Source organism: Kitasatospora sp. NPDC005751, from assembly GCF_040630835.1.
In the GTDB taxonomy this organism is placed as follows: Bacteria; Actinomycetota; Actinomycetes; order Streptomycetales; family Streptomycetaceae; genus Kitasatospora.
On record NZ_JBEXYC010000044.1, the window covers coordinates 1 to 22,307 of the forward strand.

Annotated in this window: 19 protein-coding genes; 8 read left to right on the forward strand and 11 right to left on the reverse strand. The window is 74.6% G+C overall.

The genetic code is table 11. The features are described from left to right. Positions 1 to 446: 446 nt before the first annotated feature. The 3 genes from ABZ497_RS27825 to ABZ497_RS27835 all read left to right on the forward strand — a co-directional run bounded on the left by ABZ497_RS27825 (position 447) and on the right by ABZ497_RS27835 (position 5,036). Positions 447 to 1,673: a SpoIIE family protein phosphatase gene (locus tag ABZ497_RS27825; protein ID WP_359809117.1), complete on the forward strand. Its 1,227-nt coding sequence runs from the start codon at positions 447 to 449 to the stop codon at positions 1,671 to 1,673. A 164-nt stretch (positions 1,674 to 1,837) separates the two neighbouring features. Continuing rightward, positions 1,838 to 3,439, forward strand: a complete 1,602-nt coding sequence (locus ABZ497_RS27830) for a ricin-type beta-trefoil lectin domain protein (RefSeq protein ID WP_359809119.1) — start codon at positions 1,838 to 1,840, stop codon at positions 3,437 to 3,439. Positions 3,440 to 3,623: 184 nt separating this feature from the next. Then, the gene (locus ABZ497_RS27835; protein WP_359809121.1) at positions 3,624 to 5,036 is read left to right on the forward strand and encodes a DUF2252 domain-containing protein; all 1,413 of its coding nucleotides are present in this window, start codon (positions 3,624 to 3,626) and stop codon (positions 5,034 to 5,036) included. A 42-nt stretch (positions 5,037 to 5,078) separates the two neighbouring features. Here ABZ497_RS27835 and ABZ497_RS27840 read toward each other — a convergent pair whose 3' ends face one another. Next, positions 5,079 to 7,082, reverse strand: coding sequence for a serine/threonine-protein kinase (locus tag ABZ497_RS27840; RefSeq protein WP_359809123.1), 2,004 nt, complete (start codon positions 7,080 to 7,082; stop codon positions 5,079 to 5,081). Positions 7,083 to 7,344: 262 nt separating this feature from the next. Here ABZ497_RS27840 and ABZ497_RS27845 point away from each other — a divergent pair, with 262 nt between their 5' ends. Beyond that, the gene (locus ABZ497_RS27845) at positions 7,345 to 8,529 is read left to right on the forward strand and encodes a cytochrome P450 (RefSeq protein WP_359809124.1); all 1,185 of its coding nucleotides are present in this window, start codon (positions 7,345 to 7,347) and stop codon (positions 8,527 to 8,529) included. Between the two features lie 212 nt (positions 8,530 to 8,741). Continuing rightward, positions 8,742 to 9,119: a hypothetical protein gene (locus ABZ497_RS27850; protein WP_359809125.1), complete on the forward strand. Its 378-nt coding sequence runs from the start codon at positions 8,742 to 8,744 to the stop codon at positions 9,117 to 9,119. 200 nt (positions 9,120 to 9,319) lie between these two features. Here ABZ497_RS27850 and ABZ497_RS27855 read toward each other — a convergent pair whose 3' ends face one another. Then, positions 9,320 to 9,910 carry a helix-turn-helix domain-containing protein gene (locus tag ABZ497_RS27855; RefSeq protein ID WP_359809127.1) on the reverse strand — a complete coding sequence of 197 codons (591 nt, stop codon included), beginning with the start codon at positions 9,908 to 9,910 and terminating at the stop codon, positions 9,320 to 9,322. A gap of 159 nt (positions 9,911 to 10,069) precedes the next feature. Between ABZ497_RS27855 and ABZ497_RS27860 the strand changes: the two genes are divergently transcribed. Then, on the forward strand, positions 10,070 to 10,801 hold the full coding sequence (locus tag ABZ497_RS27860) for an SDR family oxidoreductase (protein WP_352286426.1): 732 nt from the start codon (positions 10,070 to 10,072) through the stop codon (positions 10,799 to 10,801). A 92-nt stretch (positions 10,802 to 10,893) separates the two neighbouring features. Here ABZ497_RS27860 and ABZ497_RS27865 read toward each other — a convergent pair whose 3' ends face one another. Both ABZ497_RS27865 and ABZ497_RS27870 read right to left on the reverse strand, forming a co-directional pair. Next, positions 10,894 to 12,216 carry an ALF repeat-containing protein gene (locus tag ABZ497_RS27865; RefSeq protein WP_359809129.1) on the reverse strand — a complete coding sequence of 441 codons (1,323 nt, stop codon included), beginning with the start codon at positions 12,214 to 12,216 and terminating at the stop codon, positions 10,894 to 10,896. Between the two features lie 260 nt (positions 12,217 to 12,476). Continuing rightward, positions 12,477 to 12,896: a hypothetical protein gene (locus tag ABZ497_RS27870; protein WP_359809131.1), complete on the reverse strand. Its 420-nt coding sequence runs from the start codon at positions 12,894 to 12,896 to the stop codon at positions 12,477 to 12,479. A 579-nt stretch (positions 12,897 to 13,475) separates the two neighbouring features. Here ABZ497_RS27870 and ABZ497_RS27875 point away from each other — a divergent pair. Then, entirely contained in the window at positions 13,476 to 13,982 is a 507-nt protein-coding gene (locus tag ABZ497_RS27875) for a carboxymuconolactone decarboxylase family protein (RefSeq protein ID WP_359809133.1), read from the forward strand. Positions 13,983 to 14,140: 158 nt separating this feature from the next. Further along, positions 14,141 to 14,959 (forward strand): polysaccharide deacetylase family protein, encoded by an 819-nt coding sequence (locus ABZ497_RS27880; RefSeq protein ID WP_359809135.1) that lies wholly within the window; start codon positions 14,141 to 14,143, stop codon positions 14,957 to 14,959. Positions 14,960 to 14,969: 10 nt separating this feature from the next. Here ABZ497_RS27880 and ABZ497_RS27885 read toward each other — a convergent pair whose 3' ends face one another. The 7 genes from ABZ497_RS27885 to ABZ497_RS27915 all read right to left on the reverse strand — a co-directional run bounded on the left by ABZ497_RS27885 (position 14,970) and on the right by ABZ497_RS27915 (position 22,289). After that, positions 14,970 to 17,045 carry a peptidoglycan recognition family protein gene (locus tag ABZ497_RS27885; RefSeq protein WP_359809137.1) on the reverse strand — a complete coding sequence of 692 codons (2,076 nt, stop codon included), beginning with the start codon at positions 17,043 to 17,045 and terminating at the stop codon, positions 14,970 to 14,972. Positions 17,046 to 17,050: 5 nt separating this feature from the next. Continuing rightward, positions 17,051 to 17,239: a hypothetical protein gene (locus ABZ497_RS27890; RefSeq protein ID WP_359809139.1), complete on the reverse strand. Its 189-nt coding sequence runs from the start codon at positions 17,237 to 17,239 to the stop codon at positions 17,051 to 17,053. An 81-nt stretch (positions 17,240 to 17,320) separates the two neighbouring features. Further along, positions 17,321 to 18,121 carry a polysaccharide deacetylase family protein gene (locus ABZ497_RS27895; RefSeq protein ID WP_359809141.1) on the reverse strand — a complete coding sequence of 267 codons (801 nt, stop codon included), beginning with the start codon at positions 18,119 to 18,121 and terminating at the stop codon, positions 17,321 to 17,323. A gap of 201 nt (positions 18,122 to 18,322) precedes the next feature. After that, positions 18,323 to 19,438, reverse strand: a complete 1,116-nt coding sequence (locus ABZ497_RS27900; protein WP_359809142.1) for a hypothetical protein — start codon at positions 19,436 to 19,438, stop codon at positions 18,323 to 18,325. 247 nt (positions 19,439 to 19,685) lie between these two features. Then, the gene (locus ABZ497_RS27905; protein WP_359809144.1) at positions 19,686 to 19,874 is read right to left on the reverse strand and encodes a serine hydrolase; all 189 of its coding nucleotides are present in this window, start codon (positions 19,872 to 19,874) and stop codon (positions 19,686 to 19,688) included. A 132-nt stretch (positions 19,875 to 20,006) separates the two neighbouring features. Then, on the reverse strand, positions 20,007 to 20,795 hold the full coding sequence (locus tag ABZ497_RS27910; RefSeq protein ID WP_359809146.1) for a hypothetical protein: 789 nt from the start codon (positions 20,793 to 20,795) through the stop codon (positions 20,007 to 20,009). 141 nt (positions 20,796 to 20,936) lie between these two features. Continuing rightward, positions 20,937 to 22,289, reverse strand: a complete 1,353-nt coding sequence (locus ABZ497_RS27915; protein WP_359809148.1) for a carotenoid oxygenase family protein — start codon at positions 22,287 to 22,289, stop codon at positions 20,937 to 20,939. Between the last annotated feature and the right edge of the window lie 18 nt (positions 22,290 to 22,307).

The following is a 22,307-nucleotide window of genomic DNA, read 5'->3' on the forward strand; positions in this document are numbered from 1 at the left end:
CTCGGTCAGCCCGAGCTGGCGACGGCGGTCATCGATCCGCCGGGCGACGAGGGCCGGATCCACCCGCTGGGCGGCGTCAGGTCCGGAGTTCTGGTCCACATCGACTCCTCGGTGCCAAGGGTCACGCTCCGTGGTCATCAGCGACCTGGTCGCCCCCGTCGGGCGTGGGTGCCGGGTGGTTCCCCGCCCGGCCTTCCCCTCCAGCGTTGCCCCGACGGCGGGCAGCCGCCACAGGGGCCGCCCGGCCCGGCTGGCGTGGCGTGCCCGAATCACTGATGGTGGCAGGGGGAGTGCCACAGCTGTCGGAGGCATGCGATGGACCAGGAACTCGACCGGCGGAGCCGGTCCGTCACGGGCTGCCACGGCCGCGGCGGGTCCATCGGAGCCCTCCTCGGACGGGTGGGCCGGGAGGCTGACGGCTCCGCACCCGGCCCCCGTGCGGAGCCATGAGCCTCCCGGCCGTCGACTACCGCGCGGTGTTCCAGGCCCTGCCCGGCATGGTCGCCCTCCTCACCCCGGACCTGGTGTACGTCGACGTCAACGAGGACTTCGTACGGATGTCCGGCCGTACCCGCGAGCAGCTCGTCGGCCGGTACCTCTTCGACGTCTTCCCCGACAATCCGAACGATCCGGACGCCACCGGCAGCCGCAACCTAGGGGTCTCCCTGCAGCGGGTCCTGGCGAGCGGCGAACGCGACACCATGGCCCTCCAGCGCTACGACGTGCAGTCCGCCGGCAGAGCCGACGAGTGGGAGGAGCGCTACTGGAGCCCGGTCAACGCTCCCGTCCTGGCCCCGGGCGGCGAAGTGGTGCTGCTCGTCCACCGGGTGGAGGAGATCACCGAACTCATCCGGGCCCACGGTATGCCCGAGGGCAACCGCGCCCGCGTCCTGGAGGCGGAGCTCTACACCCGCGCGCGCGAACTGCAGGAGGTCAACGAGCGCCTGCGCGAGGCCCACGACCGCGAACGGGAGGTCGCGCTCGCGCTCCAGGAGGCCATGCTCCCGGGCCCCCGACCGCTTGAGCACCACCTCGCCGCGGTCCGCTACCGGCCCGCCGTCGGGGCGCTGAACGTATGCGGCGACTGGTACGACCTCGTCGAGCTGCCGGCCAACCGCGTGGCGGTCGCCGTCGGCGACGTGGTGGGCCACGGCCTCACCGCGGCGGGCGTCATGGGCCAGCTCCGCAGCGCCCTCAGCGCGGCCTCCCGGGTCGCCGTCGGGCCCGCCCAGGCGCTGGAGGTCCTGGGCCTCTACGCCCGCTTCGTCGACGGCGCCGAATCCACCACCGTCGCCACGGCCTTCATCGACTGCGACGCCCACACCGTCACCTACAGCAGCGCGGGCCACCCGCCGCCCGTCCTGCTGCACGGCGAGGGCACCGTCGAGTTCCTCGACCGGGCCACCGACCCGCCGCTCGGCGCCCGCCCCGAGCACCAGGCCCGGCCCCAGGCCGTCGCCGGCTTCACCCACGGCGACACGCTCGTCCTCTACACCGACGGCCTCGTCGAACGGCGGCGCGAGGACATCGACACCGGCCTGAACCGGCTCGCCGACGCGCTCATCCGCCACCGCCGGTTCGATCCCGACGCCCTCGCCGACCTCGTCCTCACCGAGCTGCTCCCGCCCGGCGGCGCGACCGACGACACAGCGCTCGTGATCGTCCGCCTCTGACCCCCGGCCCGGGGTGGATGCGCGGCACTCCACACCGGGCCCGGCCATCGACCCGCTGCCGCGCCAGCGCGTTCCGCCGCGGGAACGCGGTCACCGGCCGGGGACCGGCTCGCACTACAGTCTGATCCGCCGGGCGGACCCGGCACTCACGAGGGGGAACGGACTTGAGGCTTCATCACCATGGCCGGCGGCCGGGCGGCGGCGCGTTCCGGCGGCGGGCCCGCGCCGTCGTCGTGGCGCTCGCGCTGGTCGGCGGGCTGCAGGGGGCACTGGCCGGAGCGGCCGCGGCGAGCCCGGCGGTCGCGCTGTGCAGCTCCACCACCGGGCCGTTCGGCTCGGCGCTGGTGGGCGACGGCCGCTACCGGATCATGCCGGACGAGTGGAACTCCTCCGCCGAGGTCTGCATGAGCAGTGACGGCAGCGCGAACTTCACCGTCACCTCCAGCGCGCTCACCAACGCCACCAACACCAGCCCGGGCGCCCCGGGCGCGTACACCCGGATCGAGTACGTACCGCGGCCCGGTGAACTCCCCGCACCGGTGGCCACCCTGGGCGACACCCTGACCACCTGGAAGACCACCACCCATGTCGCGGGCCAGTACAACGCCGCCTACGACCTCTGGTACGCGGACACGGCCGGCGGGTGCGGTCCGGCCACCTCGCACGAGCTGATGATCTGGCTCGACCGGCAGGGCGGTCCCGTCCCCCTCGGCACCGCCGCCCAGCAGGTCACCCTCGGCGGCCGGACGTACCAGGTCTACCAGTACCAGAACGCCACCAACGGCAAGCAGGTCATCAGCTACCTGCTCGCCGGTTCGAGCAACTACGCCTACGCCCTGAACCTGCGCACGATCACCGCCGACGCCGTGGTGCGCGGCTACGTCCCCGCCGACGGGCAGCTCTGCTCCGTACAGGCGGGCTTCGAGATCTGGAACGGCGGCGCCGGGCTGGCCACCAACTCCTTCTCCTACCAGCCGGCCACCGGCCTACCGACCGGGAACGTGACCTCGGGCCTGCCCGGCAAGTGCCTCGACGCCGGGAACAACGCGGCCGACCCCACCGGCTACAGCATGCCCGTGGACATCTGGGACTGCGCCACCACGCCGGGGCAGAGCTGGACGGTCGGCAACGACGGCACGGTCAAGGCGCTCGGCAAGTGCCTCGACGTGACCGGCGGCGGACGCACCGACGGGACGCCCGTCCAGCTCTACCCCTGCAACGGCACCGGCTCCCAGGTCTGGACCCAGAACGCCAAGGGCCTGCTCAACCCGCAGTCCGGCAAGTGCCTGGCCGACCCCGGGGCGTCGACCGCCAACGGCACCCAGCTGGTCCTCTGGAGCTGCGGCGCGGGCGGCCAGGACTGGCGGTACCCGTACAGCGGGCAGCCGATCTGGAGCGCCTTCACCAACAAGGCGACCACCTACTGCCTGAGCGGCGGGGCGGAGAACAGCACCTCGGTCAGTCTCCGCACGTGCGCCGCCACCCCGCAGCAGAACTGGCAGCTGGTCAAGGACGGCACGCTCCGGGTCTCCACCGGCGCCTGCCTGGACGCGGGCACCGCCGGGACCGCCGGCAGCGCGGTCCTGCTCGCGCCGTGCTCGGGTTCCACGGCGCAGCAGTGGCTGCCGTCGCCGACCGGCTACCTGCTGAACCCCGCGTCCGGGAAGTGCCTGGACGACCCGCAGTCCACCGCCGTCCAGGGCGTTCCGCTGAACCTGTGGACCTGCAACGGGACCGGCGCCCAGGTCTGGTACTCGGCGGTCTGACCCGGCCGGGCCACGTTCGGCACGGGCCGGACGCCGATCCGGCTCACCGCGAGCCGGATCGGCCCGGGGCGGCCATGATCGGAGCAGGGCCGCCACGCCTGCCTCCCTCCCCCGGGGGGGCAGGCCGGCGCTCCTCCGCAGGTGGGCGGCCGGGAGCGCGGCCGCGGTCGGACAGGAGGACCGGATGGGCCAGGACCAGGCGCGTCCCGTGCGGCGCGCGACCCCCGAGGAGCGGGCGGCGGCCGGTCGGGCGGCACGCCGGACGACACCGCGTTCCGCCCACGCCGAGTACCGGCCGGGCCCGGAGCGGCCCGACCCGCTCACGATCCTGGCGGCCCAGTCGGCGCTGCGCGTGCCGGAGCTGGTGCCGATCCGGTACGCCCGGATGGCCGAGTCCCCGTTCCGTTTCTACCGGGGCGCGGCCGCGGTCATGGCGTCCGACCTCGCGGGCACCCCCGACTCGGGCATCCGGGTCCAGCTCTGCGGCGACGCCCACATGCTGAACTTCCGGCTGCTCGCCTCGCCGGAGCGGCGGCTGGTCTTCGACATCAACGACTTCGACGAGACGCTGCCCGGCCCGTGGGAGTGGGACGTGAAGCGGCTGGCGTCGAGCCTGGTGATCGCGGGCCGGGCGAACGACTTCGACGGGGCGCAGCGCGCCGACATCGTCGCCACGGCGGTCCGCTCGTACCGGGAGGCGATGCGGCGGTTCGCGGGGATGCGCAACCTGGATGTCTGGTACGCCCAGCTGGACTCGCAGCGGCTGCGGGAGCTGGCGGTGGGCCGGGTCTCCAAACGGGCCCGCCGGGGGCTCGACGAGGCGATGTCGAAGGCCCGCACCCGCGACAGCCTCCAGGCCTTCGGCAAGCTCACCGAGGTGACGGACGGCCTGGTCCGGATCGCCGCCGACCCGCCGCTGCTCGTCCCGATCGCCGACCTCCTGCCGGAGGTGGAGCGGACCGCGCTGATGGAGCTGTTCCACGGCCTGGTGCGGCGTTACGCGAGCACCATGCCCGCCGACCGGCGCACCCTGCTCTCGGCGTTCCGGCTGGTGGACGCGGCCCGCAAGGTCGTCGGTGTCGGCAGCGTCGGCACCCGGTGCTGGATCTTCCTGCTGCTCGGCCGGGACGGCGAGGACCCGCTGTTCCTCCAGGCCAAGGAGGCCGGCGAATCGGTGCTGGCGCCGTACGTCGGCGCGAGCCGGTACGACAACCAGGGCGAGCGGGTGGTCTCCGGCCAGCGGCTGATGCAGGCCACCAGCGACATCTTCCTGGGCTGGGAGCGGGTCGAGGGCATCGACGGCAGGCGGCGGGACTTCTACATCCGTCAGCTCCGCGACTGGAAGGGCATCGTCGTGGCCGAGCGGATGGTGCCGCGCGGCATGCGGGCCTTCGGCGAACTGTGCGGCGCCACGCTGGCCCGGGCGCACGCCCGGTCGGGCGACCGCATCGCCATCGCCGCCTACCTGGGGAAGCGGGACGCCTTCGACCGGGCCCTGGTGGAGTTCGCCGAGGCGTACGCGGACCGGAACGAGCGGGACCACCGGGCGCTGGTCGAGGCGGTCGCGGCGGGCCGGCTCCCGGCCGAGGCCGGCTGAGCCGTCGCGGCCCGCCGGGTCGCGCCGCCCGGGGCCCGCTGATCAGCCCTCGGCCGCCCGCGAACGGCCGTCGGCCCGGAGCCCCTCCCCGATGGCGCGCAGGAGCGCCTCCCGGTCCACCGCGACCGGCTCGGGGCCCGGCCGGGCGGGATCACCGACCCGGTGGACCGGCATCCGGGCCCGGACGAGGGTCCGGCCGTCACCCGTCGGGGGGAGCTGGACGATCTCCAGCTCGGCCGCGACGACCTCCTCCCCCTCCCGCCCGGGCCGTAGTCCGACACAGAGGTGGAAGTCGAGCGACTCGTCGTCGGCGATGTCGACGGCGTACTCGGTGACCCCGGGGCCGACGGGCTGCCCGCGCTCCGACAGGTCCTCGAACTGCGGGGAGACCTGCTTGAGGTAACGCACCCCGCCACCGTCGTACGTGGTGATCCGCAGGGCGAGGTCGCGCAGCCCGGCCCGACGGGTCCGGTCCACCAGGGAGGCCAGCTCCCGCTGGAGGCCCGGTGTCCCCGTGGGCGACGCGGGGGCGGGCACGATGTCGAGGGTGCCTCCCAACGCGGAGGTGACGGACCGGACCTGGGCCACCGACCACCGCTCGCCGATGCCCCGGGCGTGGCACGGGAAGCGGCCCGCGCAGGAGGCGAGGGCGGCGGCCAGGTCGTCGGCGCTCTCGGCCGCCGCCTCCAGGTCGGTCAGCAGGATCGCGGTGCGCGCCGCGTCGGCGTGGCCGGCGAACAGGCGGTCGGCCAGCCGGATCCAGCGGCCGAACGCCGCCGCGCCGACCGGCTCCAGCCCGGCCAGCGCCGCCCGCGCCCCGGCCTTGGCGGCCGCGGTCGCCCGGACCAGCCGCTGGGTGTCGGGGTAGAGCATCCGCGCGTACGCCGACCCCGCGACGACGGCGAAGGAGGCGTCCTCGTCCAGGCCGTCGATGACGGCCGCGACCGCCGCCCCGACCGCCCGGAAGTCCGCCTCGGGCAGCTCCGGCGACAGTCCGACCAGGAGGACGAGCGCGCGGGGCACGCCGGCCGCCGCACGGTCGGCGGCCCCGCTCGGGCCGGTCACCGTCAGGATCGTGTGCGCCTCCGTGGCGCCCGGGGCGAGGAACTCGTTGCGGTGCAGCTCCAGCCCGAGACCGCCGGAGTGCACCACGGCGGGAACAGCGGTGGGTACTGCGGCCGGAACGGCGGGCGTCCGCGGCTCCGGCGCGGACGGGCGGCGGCCGACCGCCCGGAGCCGCGCCACGACGGCTCCCGCGTCGGCCGGGCGGTCCGCCGGATCCTTGGCGAGCAGCTCCGCGACCAGCTCGTCGAGCTCGTCGGGGACCTCCGGCCGCAGCGGGGCGAGACGCGGGGCCGGGGTCTGGAGGTGCTGGACCATCAGGGTCCAGATGCCGCCGCGCGCCGGGAACGGCGGCCGTCCGGTGAGCAGCGCGAAGAGCACACAGCCCAGCGCGTAGAGATCGGCCCGTCCGTCGACCCGGGGACTGCGCCACTGCTCGGGGGCCATGTACTCGGGCGTGCCCATCACGCTGCCCTCCCGGGTGAGACCCGAGTCGGCCCGGACGTACCCGGCGAGTCCGAAGTCGCACACCTTGAGCGTGCCGTCGGGGAGCAGCATGAGGTTGGCGGGTTTGACGTCCCGGTGGACGATGCCCAGCCGGTGCGCGTAGGACAGGGCGCCCGCGAGTTGCGCGGTCAGCTCCACCGCCTCGTCGACGGGCAGCCCCGATGGCCGCCCGTGCAGGACCTCCCCGAGGTCGCGGCCCCGGAGCAGTTCCATCACCAGGTAGAGCCGGCCGCCCTGTTCGCCGCTGTCGAAGATCTGGGTGATGCCCGGGTGCTGGAACCGCGCGGTGACCTGTGCTTCCCGGTGGAACCGCTGCGCGGCCACCGCGCCGGCCGCCGACTGCGGGGCGAGGAACTTGATCGCGACCCCGCGGTCCAGTCGGGGATCGTGGGCCCGCCAGACCTCGCCCATCCCGCCGCGCCCGAGCAGTACCTCCAACCGGTACCGGTCGGCGATCCGCGTCCCCTCAGCGTTCAAGGCGCCTCGCAATCCCCCGTGTCGCACGGCCCCCGCCGCTTCCGCCACTCTACGAGACCGGTCCGACGGCTGTGCATTCCACGGGGCCCCGCGTCGGGGCCGTCCCGGCCGGCGGCCGACCGGCGGCGGCGCCCGCGCGGGTAGCATCCGAGCCGAGGCCGTCCGGCCACGACCGGTAGCCCAGCAGTGCGCCACCTCCGACACCGTCCGCTCCGTCGCCGCCGCCCGGCGGCGGCCCGCTCGACACCGCCCAGGGACCGACATGGCCTCCCCCTTCGCCGATCCGGCGTTCTACCGCGACCGCTACCCCACCTACGCCGCCCTGCGCGAGGCCGCACCGGTCCTGCGCATCCCGATGGAGGGCGGCGGCCCCGGCACCGCGACCGTCGTCACCGGCTACCACGCGGCCCGCCAGGCCCTCACCGCCCCGCTGTCGAAGGACACCGGCGCGTACTTCGCCGACAAGCCGTCCGAGCGGTCCCTGCACCCGGCCGTCGCCCGCACCATGCTCGCCACCGATCCCCCGGAGCACACCCGGCTCCGCCGCCTGGTCACCAGGGCGTTCACCACCGCCGTGGTCGACGGACTCCGCCCGTACGTCCGCTCACTCGCCGAAGAACTCGTCGACCGCTGGGCACCCGGTAGCGAGGTCGACCTCGTCGAGGACCTCGCCGGGCCCCTCCCGGTCACCGTCATCTGCCAACTCCTGGGCGTCCCACCGGAGGACCGCCCGGCCGTCCGCGGCTGGTCCACCGACCTGTTCGCCACCGGCGACCACGAGCGGATCGACTCGGCCTCGCACGCGCTGGCCGACTACCTGGCGGAGCTGATCGCCACCAAGCGGTCCGGGCCGGACGGTTCGCTGCTCTCCGAGCTGATCGCGGTCCGCGACAGCGACGCCGGCCGCCTCGGCGAGGAGGAGTTGCTGTCGCTGGCCGTGCTGCTGCTGGTGGCCGGTCACGAGACCACCACCGCGGCGATCGGCAACGCCGTCCTCGCGCTGCTCCGGCACCCGGACGACCTGCGACGCCTGGTGGCCGACCCGCACCGCATCCCGGCCGCGGTCGACGAACTGCTGCGCTACGACGCGCCGGTCAGCATCGCGACCTGGCGCTGGGCCCCCGAGGCGGTGCGCCTGGGCGACAGCGAAGTCCCCGCCGGCTCCCCGGTGTTCGTCTGCCCCGGCGCGGCCAACCGCGACCCCGCGCGGTTCGCCGACCCCGACCGGCTCGACCTCGACCGGCCCGACGCGGCCGGCCACCTGGCCTTCGGGCACGGGATCCACCGCTGCGTCGGCGCACCGCTCGCCCACGCCGAGATCGAGATCGTCCTGCGGGTCCTCCTGGAACGCTTCCCGACCCTGCGGCCGGCCGTCCCGCCCGACCGACTCACCTGGCGCCACTCCCGGCTGGTGCGCGGCCTCGTCGCCCTGCCGATCCGCCTGTAGGCGGCACCGCCGCGCTGTCCGCCACTGCGGTGTGCCGGGGGCGCACGGCACCGCGCACGCCGGGTCACCGGCGCGGGGCCGGGAAGTCGCGAACGCTCTGTGTTCATCCCAAGGTGGGGTTTGGCTCAACTCCCCTGTCCGGTAGCACCGATAGCCCTGGTGGCGAAGGTTCCGCCGCCGGCGGGCCCGCCACCACCGAAGGGGAGACGACCATGGTGCGTAGGACGCACGTGCTGGGAGCCGGACTGCTGGCGGTCGCGCTGGCGGCGGGCACGGGGTGGGTCGCGCAGGCGAACGACGACGGCGCCGCCGGGCAGGAGCGCCAGGCATCGGTGAAGGCCGTCGATGCCATCGACGGCTACCAGGTGGTCAAGCTGGGCAACGCCAACGTCGGCAACTTCCAGCGCCGGACGGTCAATTGTCCCGCCGGCAAGCGGGCGATCGGCGGTGGCGCGGAGGCCCAGGGCAACGAGGCGGTCCTGGTCGGCAGCTTCCCGACGGACGGCGCCAACGGCTGGGTAGGCATCGGCCGCCAGTCCGGCAGCAGCAGCGTGGGCATCAGCGTCTACGTGATCTGCGCGAACGGCTGACCTGCGGCACCCGACAGCGGACCGGCGGACCGGCCGGTCCGCCGCGGCACGTGGCTCCGGCCCCCGGGAATCGTCCCGGAGGCCGGAGCCTCGCCGTCGGTGCCGGCCGGTACACCGGCGGGCGTCAGCCGCCGGGCACCCGTCCGTCGGACCGCCGGGGATGAACCCCGTTGCGAGCCCGGGGCGTTGGGAGTTCGCCGTCAGTCGCCGGACGGCGGAGCCGGGGCCGCCGTCAGTCCGTCCAGGGTGAGGTCGAGGAGGCGTTCGGCCTGCTCGCGCTGGTCCGGCCCGGCCGAGGTGAGGGCGATGCCGGCGAGCGCGGCGAACATGTCGCTCGCGCTGATGTCGGACCGGATCGTTCCGGCCGCGTTACCGGCGTCCATCAGGGCGGCGAGGGCGCCCTGGATCAGCTCGCGGCTGTCAGCATAGGGGTTGCTGCCCGAAGCGACCACCGCCCGCAGGGCGTCGGCCAAGCCGAGCTTGGCGGTGGCGTAGTCGATGAAGCGGCGGGTCCACGCGCGCAGGGCCTCGGCGGGCGGCATGGTCGCGAGGAGTCCGGGGGCGGCGTCGCAGAGCCGGGCCACCTCGTTGCGGTACGCCGCCTCGACCAGCGCCTCCCTGGTCGGGAAGTTGCGGTACAGGGTGCCGGTTCCGACACCCGCCTCCGCGGCGATCCGCTCGAAGGTCGCGTCGAGCCCCTCCTCGGTGAACATGCGCACCGCGGTGGCCAGGATCCTGTCCCGGTTCCGCTGCGCGTCGGCCCTCAGCGGGCGCCCTGAAGCTCGGGTCATCGGCGGCCTCTTCCTCCTCCGTTGCTAAGTGGAGGATCCTCCGCTTAGTCTGGGCGAAGTGGCGGACCCTCCACTTTCAACTCTAGGGCACGGCCCGGCCTGCCCCCGCCCCCTGTTCCCCTGTTCCCCTGTTCCCCTGTTCCGGAAGGACGGTCCCGTATGTCGGGAATCGAAGGCAAGGTCGTGGCGATCACTGGCGCCGGCAGCGGCATCGGCGAGGCGACCGCACTCCTGCTGGCCGCGCGCGGCGCGAAGGTGGTCCTCGGGGCACGCCGCACAGAGCGCCTGGAGGCCCTGGCCGCCCGTATCGAACAGGCCGGCGGCGAGGCCGCCTGGATCCGCACGGACGTGACGCGGCAGGGCGACCTCACCGGCCTCGTCCAGCTGGCCCGCGACCGGTACGGCAGGCTCGACGTCCTCGTCGGCAACGCCGGGGTCGGGCTGATCTCCCGCCTGGACGACCTGCGCGTCGAGGACTGGGAGCAGATGATCGACGTCAACCTCAAGGGCGTCCTGTACGGGATCGCCGCGGCCCTGCCGGTCTTCCGGGAGCAGGGCTCCGGACACTTCGTCAACACCGTGTCCACCGCCGGCCTGCGCATCGTGCCGCTCCAGTCGGTGTACGCGGCGACGAAGAACGCCGTACGGACCGTCTCGGAGGGCCTGCGCCAGGAGGCCGGCGACAGCCTGCGCGTCACCGTCGTCTCGCCCGGCGCCGTCCGCACGGACTTCGCGGAGCACATGGACCCGTCGGTGAAGCCCCAGATCGACAAGCTGATGGAGATCGCCCTCCCGCCGGACGCGGTGGCCCGCGCCATCGCCTTCGCCATCGAGCAGCCGGACGGGGTCGATGTGGGCGACATCGTCGTCCGCCCCACCGCCCAGGGGTAGGTCCGCGCAGCCGGTGCGGCCGGCCCGGCCGGGGCCCGGGAAACACCTCGCCGACCGGTGCGAGCGGCGCACCGGTCGGCGAGAGGGGTGGATCAGGCCTGCGAGCGGCGGCGCGAGGCGACGACCGCGCCGGCGCCCAGGAGGACGGCCGCGCCGGCGGCGGCGGTGAGCTCCCCGAGCGGAGCGGTCGAGCCGGTGGCGGCCAGCGTGCCGGTACCGGTGCCCCGGACGGCCGCGGTGGCCGAGGTGGCCGAGGTGGCCGTCGTGGCCGTCGTACCGGAGGTGACCGCGGCGGGAACCACCGCGGGGACCGGCTGGGTGGTGCCGGAGGTGCTCTGCACCGCCCCGGTGGCGGGCTTCGCGGCGGCCTCGGCGGCGGCCTTCGCGGCGGCCTCGTCCTTGGCACGAGCCGTGAACCGGCCCTCGGCCAGGAAGGCCCGGACGTCCGCGGCGGTGCCTTCGAGCGCGGCGAGGCCGGCCTTCCGGACCTCGGGCGTCCCGGTCTCGACGATCTGGGAGACGCGGATCCGGTCGTCGCTCTCCCGCAGCGGCTCCAGCTGCGCCTTCAGGAAGCGCTCGACGTCCGCCGCGCTGCCGGCGAGCGCCTTCTCGGCCGCCTCCCGGACGTGACGGCCGGTACCCGCGTCGTCGAGGATCCGCCGGACCTCGGCGCGGTTCTCGTCCTCGGCCCGGGCGACGAACTGGCCGACCTTGAGGAAGGCACGGACGTCGTCGATGGTGCCGTCGAGCGCGGCGCCGGCGGCGGCCCGCACCGCCGGGCCACCGACGGCCATGATCTGGCCGAGCAGGACCCGGTCGTCGTCCTCACCGGCCTTCTTGAGGCCTACCGTGAGGAACTGCTCGACATCCGCGGCCGTCCCCGCGAGCGCCTTCCGGGCGCCCTCGCGCACACCCGGCCCACTCTTCGGGTCGTCGAGGATCCGCTGCACCTCGGCGCGCTTCTCGTCCTCGGCCCGGGCCTCGTACTGGCCCTGGTTCAGGAAGGCGCGGAACACCTCGATGTCGTCCACGTCGAGCACGGCGTTGGCGGCCTGCTTCACGGCCGGACCGCCGGCGCTCATGATCCGCAGGATCGCGATCCGCGCGTCGTCCCGGCGGATGCGGTCCACCTCCGACGCGAGGAAGCGCGCCCGGTCCTCGGGGGTGCCCGCGAGGGCCGCCGCCGCGTGCTCGCGCAGGTAGCTGCTCGGCGCCGTCAGCAGGTAGCTGTTCGGGTAGACGAGCAGCTTCTCGATCGCCGCCCGGTTCTCGTCGTCCGTCTTCGTCTCCGCCGGGTCCGTCTGCTCCTGCCCCGCCGGGGCACTGTCGGCGAACGCCGGGGTGCTGCCCAGGGCGACGGGCGCGGCGGCCGTGGCGAGGAGGACGGCGGTAGCGAGCGAACGACGGATCTTCAACGGTCACCTCAGGATCTGAATACGGACGACCCCGACGCGGCTGCGCGGTGGTCGGCCGGGTGATCGTATCCCGACACCACCCCTCACACGCGAACACATTTCCGTCACGTCCCGGACCTTGGGTCTCCGACGACCATCGCCCGCGACCACGGCCCGCGTCCGCAGCGGCGGCTGACGGACGGAGGGGAGGTCCGGAGCGGCCATGAACCGCTCTCCGGGCCTCCCCCACCACGATCCGGACGTGCCGGTACCGGCCGTTCCTAGTTGTGCCAGCCGTTCCAATTCCCGTTCTGGTCACGGTCGCGGGACCACAGGCGGTTGTCGTCGCCGCGCGCGGTAATGGTGAAGGCGCCGCCGAGGGTCTGCCGGGTGATCTCGACCTTGCTCGTGAAGGAGCCGCCCAGGGAGGTCCAGGAGCTCAGCTTGCCGGAGCTGTTGGTCGTCCAGCGCGTCCACACGGCGTGGTCGGTCCCGATCACGAAGATCTCGCTGGTGCCGTCCCGGAAACCGAAGTACGTCACGCCGTCGCCGTAGGCGCCGCCGCACAGGTAGGTGCCGCCGAACTGCCGGTCGCTGCAGTGTCCGGGGACACCGATGTCACCCGCCGACGCGGGAGCCGCGCCCAACCCGACTCCGGCGAGGGCGGCGGCGGCCACGACCGCGGCCTTGATCTTGTTCATGCGTCTGCTCCTGACTGGTCGGGACCGGGCCTCGTCGGCGCACCGGTCCACCCGGGCCGCAGCCCACCCGGCGCCCACCCGCCGGGCCCTCACCGGTACCAACGGGAGCCGCACCCCGTCGAGTTCACCGGAAGGTGCCGTCGACCCGGAACAGAACCGGACTCCCCTGTCAGACCGGCGCGCGTCCTTCCGGCCTGGTCGGCAGCGCCGGAGCCCGCGATTGCCGACGACAGTCGCGTTCCAGGGCTGACACGACTGGGTCTGGTCCTCACCGGCGCCCGGCCTCAGGGGCTGACCGACGCCACCGGCGTCAGGCTGGACGACGCCGTCCTCCGCGACCTCGAGCTCGACCAGGTCATCGGCTGGCCCGTCACCGGGTAGATCGGCCGAATTGCCCCACCTGGGGGGAGCGTTCACCGGAAGATCCGCTGTCCGGCCGCGGGAAGAGGCAGCAGCGCCTGGCAACGCCGCCCGGGAGCCGGGCGACTCCGGCGAACTTGGCGTCCGGCCGCTGTCACATCTTCCCGCCGCCGTCCGTCGAAGCAGCAGTGACCGTGTGAAAGCCCCGAGGAGGCACTTATGGAAACGCGATCGATCACGGCAGAGGTCCGGATGGCGCCGCGGATGACCGAGGACCCGGCGCAGCTCGTGCCCGAGCTGGCGGAGGTGTCGGCCGCGCTGTTCAGGGCCACCGGCAACGGTTCGGTGCCGCGCACCACCATCAGCCTGGTCCAGCTGCGGGCCGGCCAGATCGTCGGCAGCACCTACCTGACCGTGCTGCACACCGGCTTCCTGCGCAAGGCCGGGGAGTCCGAGGAGCGCATCACCTCGGTGGCGTCCTGGGCGGACTCGCCGTACTTCACCGGTGCGGAGCGGGCCGCGCTGGCGCTGGTGGAGGCCGTGCTCCAGCCGTCCGTCCACGGCGAGCGGGTCTCCGACGAGCTGTACGGCCGGGCGACCGAGCACTACGACGCCCGGGCGCTCGCCACCCTGATGTTCGCGATCGGCCAGGTGAACTTCTTCATCGCGGTGGCGCTCATCGCCAAGCCGGTACCGGGGCGGTCGTTCACCGACCCGTGGCAGTAGGCCCCACCGGGGCGCCCGGCCACGCGTGCGGCGTGGATCCGGGCGCCCTGCCCCGCCGTTCACCGCGCAAGCGCCGCCCGGGTGGTCGTGCGGCCCGGCGCCGGGGCGCCCGGGCGTGCCCCGCCCGGCGCCGGGGCGCCGACGCCGATACTGCGGCCATGACGGTTCACCGCGGACAGCTCGCACGACGCCCCCTGCTCAGGGCCGCCACCCTGGCGTTCGCCACGGCCTGCGGCGCGGGCGCCACCGTCGGCGCGGCGGGGCCGCGTCCGCGCCGGTCGCCCGGCGCGGAGACCGCGACCACAGGCGGGGCCCCGGGCGAGAGCACGGACGCGGACCCGGGCGCCCTCTCCGGGCCGCAGGAGTACGTGGACGCCGCACCGATGGCCATGGCGCTGACCTTCGACGACGGCCCCGGCCCCTACGCCACGGCCGAACTCCTCACCGTCCTACGGCAGTACGGCGTCACCGCGACCTTCTTCGTGATCGGCGCCAACGTGGAGAAGTACCCCCGTCTGGCCCGCCGCGTCGCCGAGGCGGGCCACGTCCTGGGCAACCACACCTGGTCCCATCCCCGCCTCGACGATCTGTCCGAGCCCCAGATCCGGGCGGAGATCGAGCGCACCACCGAGCTCGTCGTCGGCGTCACCGGCCGACGGCCGACGCTGTTCCGGGCCCCCGGCGGCCACTTCACCCCGGCCACCGTGGCCGTCTGCGCGGACCTCGGACTGCGGCCGGTCTCCTGGTCGGTGGACCCGGAGGACTGGTCGAACCCCGGTGCCGACGTCATCGTGGACCGGGTGCTCGCCGAGGCCCGGACCGGTTCGATCGTCCTCAACCACGACGGCTGCCTCACCCCCGGGTTCCTGCCCGCCCGGGGCGGGCCGGCCGACCGCTCGCAGACCGTCGCCGCCGTCCGGCACTACCTGCCCCGGCTCGTCGACGCCGGGTACCGGTTCACCGTCCCGACTGCCTGACCGGCGGCCGTCACCCGGACTCCGCCGTGGGCGGGACGACGCGCACGTCGCTCGACCGCACGAAGGCGAGCCGGTGGTCGAAGCGGATCGCGTAGTAGGTGTCGCGGCCGACCACCAGGATCCGGCTGTCGGGCGTGTCGGTACGGATCGTCCGCTGCTGGAAGAAGTCGGCCGGCCGGGGTGACCCGTCCGCCGCGACGTACACCTGGCCCGCCGGGAGGGTGGCCCGCAGGGCGACCACCGGCGGCGGGTCGACGGCCGGGTGGTCGGCGTAGGCGGAGGCCTCCGGATAGGCGCGGCCGTACACCGGGACCGAGGCCGGTCCGGGGCGCGGGGTGAGCAGCGTACGGCCGGCCGCTCCCACGCGGCGGGTGCTCAGGCCCGCGGGGTCGGGGAACCAGCACTTCTGCCCGTCGTACCAGATCGCCGTCCAGTCGCCCTCGCGCCCGGCCACCACGTAGCGGGCGCCGGTAACGGCGGTGTCGCTCCAGTCGTCGGGCCTGGTGGACCCGTCGTTGACGAGCGGCGCGTCGGCGGCCGGACCGGTGCGCAGCAGGACGGCGTTGCGCGCCTGCAGCTCCCGGGCCTGCGGCGGCAGCGGCCCGGTCGCCACGAGCGGCGCGACGACGGCCACCGTGTCACCCGGCCGCGGCGGACCGTCGGCCGGCCCGGGCGGCGCCCCCAGCAGTTCGAAGTAGTGCTCCCAGTCCCAGTACGGGCCCGGGTCCCAGTGCATGTCGGACACCGCCGCCTGGGTCGGCGCCGGGACTTCGTCGTGGCCGATGACGTGCTCGCGGTCCAGCGGCACGGCGAACCGGGCCGCGAGGTGGCGCACCAGCTCCGCGGAGGACCGGTACAACTGCTCGGAGTACCAGGTGGGCCGGTCGGTGGGGAGCGCGAAGCCCTCGTGCTCGATCCCGATGCTGTGCATGTTGACGGTCTTGTTGCCGGAGTGCCAGGCGATGTCGTGCGTGGCCACCAGCTGGGTGACGTGGCCGTCGGAGGCACGGACGAGGTAGTGCGCGCTGGCCTGGGCCCGGGGGTCCTGGAAGTACTCGATCGCCCCGTCGAAGCCGCCCTCGGTGTCGTGCAGCACGAGGGTGCGGATCCGCAGGCCGTCGGCGGGGCGGTCGGCCGGGTTGTAGTTCCCCCATGACGTCGGGTCCGCGGCGTCGGCCAGGGCGTACGCGGCGGGCACGAAGTCGCACCCGAGCTCGTCCGGGCACTCGGCGACCGGCCCGTCGGCCCGGCGCGAAGGCCGCGCCGAAGGCTGCTCGGCGGGCCGGTGCGGCCGGGCGGCGGGCGGCACGAGGTCCGGTTCGGCGGCGAGCCTCACCCGCGCCCCCTCGGAGGTGGTCCGCTCCGCGCCCACGCGCAGGGTCTCGAAGACCCGGTCCGCGAACCGACGGCCCGGCTCGTCCTCACCCGCCCCGCGCCCGAAGCGCGTCACCGCTTCGTACCAGCCGCCGGCGCCGTCGCGGACCGGTCCCGGCAGCGCGTTCCGGTATCCCGCCAACAGGGCCGCGCCGCCGCGGAGGTTCTGCAGCGTGTCCCGCTTCACCTCCTCGGCCGGGCGGTGGATCAGGGCGGCCGCCGCGCGGAGCGTGTGGAGCGCCGGGGAGTCCGTGACCCGGGGTTTCGCGGCGCCCGCCGCGCCGCGCCGGGCCGGGTGGTCGGCGTTGGCGGCGTTGGCGGCGTTGACGGCGGCGACGTCGACGTCGGTCAGCCCCAGCACGCCGTGGTTCCCGGTGGTACTCGGCCTGCCCTGGTGGGACTCCCAGCGGCTCTCCTGGTAGGCGAGTGCCAGGAGTACTCCGACCGGCACGCCGAACTCCCCGGCGGCGGAGATGAATTGCCGCTGCAGGAGGCGCTCCCGCGCGGGCCCGCCGTCGGCGCGGGCGGCGGCCGGACAGACCACGCAGGCCGCGGTGGCCAGGGCGGTCAGCACGGCCGCGCCCCGGTGCCGGGCCGGACCTCCGGAGCGCGGAGGACGGCCCGGCGGCGCCGGGGCGGCGGACCCGGCCGTGGCCGCCCACCGGCCGGTCGCGAGCGCCACCAGCCGCCGGGAGAGGGAGTCGTGGCCCATCGGGCTCAGAGGACCCGGACGCTGTACAGCTCGCCGACGATCTCCTCGCCCGGGGTGACGGTCCCGGTCCGACGGGTGCAGTCCGGCCGGTCGTGCAGCTCGATGTCGTGACCGGTGAGATTGCGCACGGCGTACGCGGGCGGACCGGGCGACACGAGGGTGCGGCACTCGCCGGGGCGCAGGCCGCTCTCCACGGTCTCCGCCTCGGCCGCTCTGTCCGGCGCGCCGGTGGGGTGCTGCCAGACGAGGGTGCCGGCGACCGCGTCGGCGGAGTCCTATTCCTTGCTCGCCGGCGCGGTGTCCCAAAGCTGCGGGTGCTCGACGGGGCGGACGGCGGAGGCCCGGTCGCGGTAGGCGCCGCCGGGCACGAGCGTGGCCGGGGCGAAGAGTTCGGGCACGGTGACCAGGGTGTAGCCGGCCCCGCGCAGACGGCGGACCAGCTCGGGCACCACGGCGAGCGTCTCGCGCTGGTTCTCGGTGTCGTGCATCAGGATGACCGACCCCGGTCGCGCACCGGCCTCGACCCGGGCGAGGACCTGCGCCGGATCGTGGTGGTCCCAGTCCCGCGTGTCGATGTCCCACAGCACCAGCGGGTGCCCGAACCTGCGGACCTCGGCGCTGAAGGAGCCGTACGGCGGTCGCACCAACTCCGGCCGCTCACCGAGGACTTCGGCGATCGCCTGCTCGCCGCCCGCCAGTTCGGCGCGCACCTGCGCGGGCGTCGACGCCCCGAGACGCGGATGGGTCAGGCTGTGGTTGCCGATCACATGGCCCTCCGCCGCCTCACGCCTCAACCGGTCGGGCCACCACCGCACTTGATCCCCGACGGCGAAGAACGTCGCCTTCGCCCGGGCGGCGGCCAGATCGTCGAGCAGCTCCGCCGTCGCCGCGGAGGGCCCGTCGTCGAAGGTCAGCGCCACACAGGCCAGGCGCTCGCAGTCCGGCCCCGCCGGCGCCGAACCGCCGGTCGGCGCGGTCGGTGCCGGCGGGGTGGGCATCGCGGACACCGGCCCCGGCGCCAGCAGCGCCGCACACACCCCCAGAACCACCGGCCACATCCGCACACCTCGTCGCATGCGCTCACCGTAGCCAGCACCACTCGCGCAGCGGCGCAGCGCGGACGAACCGCCATCCGATCGGCTCAACCACCGGAGCCGCCCCGCACGGACGCTCCGTCGACCGGGCCGGGGCGAGGGACCCCCACAGACGTGCGAGCGGGGCGACCCCGTCCGTGGCCGCCCGTTCGGGCCACCAGCCCGTGGCGGGGCCGCGGCCTGCTACTCCTCGGGGTCGGCGACGTTCAGCGTCAGCTCCGCGGTGTGGAGTTGCCCGGCGGTCTGGAACTGCAGGAAGACCCGCCAGTTCCCGGGCGCCCCGAGCAGGGCCATGAAGGTCAGCGTCGGCCCGCCGTGTTCGCCGTCGACCCGGTCCGTCGGGTGGAGGTGGGCCAGCGCCCGGTCGCCCTGGTGGAAGGCGGTGAGGTGGGCGTAGCTGTCCAGGTACGGCTGGAGGTCGGTGACCGGCCGGCCGTCCCGGCTGACGGTGGCGGTCAGCCGGTGCGCGCCGGCCATCGGCTCGCTCCGGAGGTCGACGGTGTAGCCGTCCACGGTGGTGCTGCCCGCCGGAGCGGGCAACGGCACCGCCGGGGCCGCGCCGGGCACGGTCACGGTGCGGCTGAGCACGAGTTCGCCGGCGCGCGGGCCGGTGTTCGGCAGGAACGACGTGTACAGCCGCCAGTCGCCGGGGGCGAGGGCGGACAGGTCGGCGGTCCAGGTGCCGTCGGCGGCCATCGTCGGGTGCAGGTGCTGGAAGCCGGTGAGGTCGGAGCGGATCGCGTAGAAGTGCAGCGTCTTGCTCTGGTGCTCGGCGAAGTCGGTGACCGGCCCGCCGTCCGGTCCGGTGATGGTGAACGAGCAGGCCGTTGCCCGGCCGGCGGGCAGCTCCGCGCTGCTGAGGTCCAGGCGGTAGCCGTCCTGTTCGGCGGCGAGGCCCCGCGCGGGCGCGGGCGTCCCGGGCACCCCCGGCATCGCGGCGGGCCCGGCGGGCATCGCTCCGTGGTCCATCCCGAGCATCCCGGGCATCCCGGGCATCCCGGGCATCCCGGCTGCGCCCGAGGTGTCCGAGGTGCCGGAGGCCACCGCCGGCCCGGCCTGCGCGGCGGGGCCGCACGCGACGAGCCCGACGAGCCCGGCGACCAGCAGCGCGGGCACGCAGGACGCCAGTGCCCAACCAGGGGAGAACGAACGAACAGCAGCGGACATCGGCGGGTCTTTCCGGGTGAGCGCGGGACGGCGCTTGGACGAGCGGGTGCGGGGCGGGTTCGGTCGGGCCTGGGCGGCGGACACCGGGGCGTCCGGGTCGCGCTCCGCGCCGCCGACGGTGCGGCCTCTCACGGGGCGCTCCCTCCTCCTCTCCGGCCGACGACACGGTGCCGTGCGAGCCGAGGGAACCGGCCGCACTGAACAGGAGACCGGCGAGGGGCGCCGGGATAACCGAAAGTTCGACCCGGGCGCGGAGGCCGGCCGGGACGAGCGGGCGGGCTCGTAGGGCCACGCAGCGCGAGCCCGACAGCACCGCGGGCCGTACCCGCCGATCGGCGGGTACGGCCCGGGTCCCGGACTGCTCGTCTGCGGGGAGGTGCTACGCGTCCCGCCCCGCCCGGGCGGTGGCGCGGACGCCGGAGAGCGGGGTGCGGAGCAGCTCCCTGAGCGCCTCGTCCCACGTTCCGCCGGTGACCACCTCGACGATCCGGCCGAAGACGTTCCAGGCGGTGGTGGAGTAGGACCTGGTGACGCCGGGCGGGTTGGTCAGGCCGGTCGTCCGGGTCACGTCGCGGTCGGTCGCTTCGAAATCCTGGCCACCTGGTGGTCGACGAGCTTCGACACGTCCCGGCGCAGGTCTTCCGACTCGCTCTCTCGCTCGTGGTCACGGTGGCCCGGCGCGCGGGGCGGTGTCGGCGCGCTAACCCGCCTTCCCGGCCCGGCGGCCGACGAGGCCGGTCAGCGCGCCGACGGTGCTGCGCGGCGCCTGCCGCAGGTCGCGGTCCGGGTGGAGCACCGTGCGGAACGCGGCCCAGGCGAGCGCCCCCAGGACGAAGCCGTAAGCGGAGACCAGCCCGTGGCCGTTCTCCTGGGCGAACCACATCGCCAGCCCCAGCGCGGGCACACCGAAGGCGAGCAGCCGGTCGATGCGGACGGCCTTGGCGGCCGCGGCCCGGTCGCCCTCACCACCGGCCCGGCCGAGGCGCTGGTCGGCCCCGCCGTGCAGCAGCAGGGCCGCGGCCAGCGTCGCGCCGAGGAAGTAGGTGGCGCCCGAGCTGCCGGCGAAGTTGCGCGGGTCGGTGCTGTGCGAGGTCTGGCCCCACAGCTTGTCGATCTGCTCGGGCAGCAGGATGCCCGCGGCGAACAGGCCGAGCGTCAGCGGCGCGCCCCAGAACCAGTCGGCGAAGGCCGCGACGACGGCGAGGGTCGCGATGTTCCAGGCCGCGCCGCCGATGCCGCCGTTCTGCATGAAGACCGAGGTGACCACGCGCCACCAGCCGGACTTCGCCGGGTCGGCGTCGAACGCTCCCATCGCCCCCGACCAGCAGAGCTGGAGGGCGACGCCACCGAGCGCGATCGCGGTCAGCGCGACCGCCGCCCAGGGGATCCGCCGCGCGGTCAGCGTGTTCTGGCCGACCAGGGCGAGACCGCCCTTGAACATCAGCACCATCAGTGCCGCCGTGGTCACGTTGAACAGAACGATGTCCATCGTCACCACCCCCCTCCGAGCCGTGTGCGATTTACTGATCATGACAATAGCGCGACCCAGGCCGGTTTCAAACACTGTTTGAAACCGGCGGCCCGGGCCACGGATGGACCGTTGCCCGGGCCGCCGCGCTCGCCGCCGAGGTCACCCCTCGATCGCGTCCGGGATCCACGAGCCGTGCAGCCCGGCGCTCACCCGGTGCGGCAGGTGGACGGTGGCGATCCGGTCCAGGCCGGAGGCGTCCAGGACCAGCAGCTGGGACGCGTCCTGCTTGAGGTCGGACACGACCGTCAGCAGGTAGCCGTCGTCCTCGCGGGTGGCACCGACGGCGGGCACGAAGACCGCCTCGCTCGGCAGCCGGGCGTCGCCGACCTGGTGGATCCGCCGGGCACCGGTGGTGCGGTCGTACTTGACGACGCCGTAGCCGCCGAAGCCCTGCTCGTCGGGGAAGGAGATGGCGTACTGGTAGCGGTTCTCGGCGCCGAGGTACCGCTCGTTGAGGGTCGGGAACTCCACCGCGAGGTCGTCGATGATCTGCTCGTCGACCGTACCGGCGGCCAGGTCGACCACCCAGCGGCGGGTGAGCGAGCGGGCGACCGGCTCGGTGCCGCGCCCGGGCGCGCCCACCCACCAGTTCCAGGAGAGCCGGAAGCCCTCGCGGTCCACCGTGGGACCCTCCAGGACGACGCGGCCCCGGCCGTCCTCGTAGGCGTTGCCGACGTGCAGCATGTTGCCCGGCTCGATGGAGAACCAGCGGACGTGGCGGGCCCCGTCGGCGCCGCGCGGCATGATGCCGATGCGGGAGAGCTGGGTGTCGCTCCAGCTGTAGGGGATGCCGGAGTGCTCGGCGGGGTCGAAGGTGACGTTGCCCTCGACGAAGACCACATGGCCGCTGGTGAGCGCGAAGTCGTGCTTGAGGGCGGCACTCGCGCCCGGGACCTCGGCGGTGTGGACGATCTCGCCCTTGGCGTCGGCGACGTGGTACGTCAGGAACGGCGGGAACGGCGAGGAGCCGAAGAAGTGCAGTTCCCCGGTGACCGGGTCCTCCTTGGGGTGCGCGGTCATCGCGGACGTCAGCTTGCCGCCGAAGTCGTAGGCGCCCACGGTGTCGAGCTCCGGGGTGAGTTCGAAGGGCAGGTTGGCCTCGCAGAGCGCGAGGAGGCGCCCGGCGTGCTCGATGATGTGGGTGCCGGCGGCGCTGGCGGTCAGGTCCGGGCCGTGCTCCGTCAGGTAGGGGGCACCCTCCAGGGCGGGGGTCCGCACCCAGCGGTTGCGGTACCACTCGGCGCGGCCGTCCCGCAGCCGGATGCCGTGCACCATGCCGCTGCCCTTGAACCAGTGGGTGGGGGTGACGCCGGGCTTGGGGTTGTGGCCGTTGCGGAGCAGCCGGCCGGTCAGCTCGGGCGGCAGGTGGCCCTCCACGGTCAGGCCGGTGGCGGTGACCTCGTCGACGACGGGGGTGAAGTGACCGGTCAGGTAGGGCTTCTCGGTGCTCATGGCGGGGTTCCTTCTCGG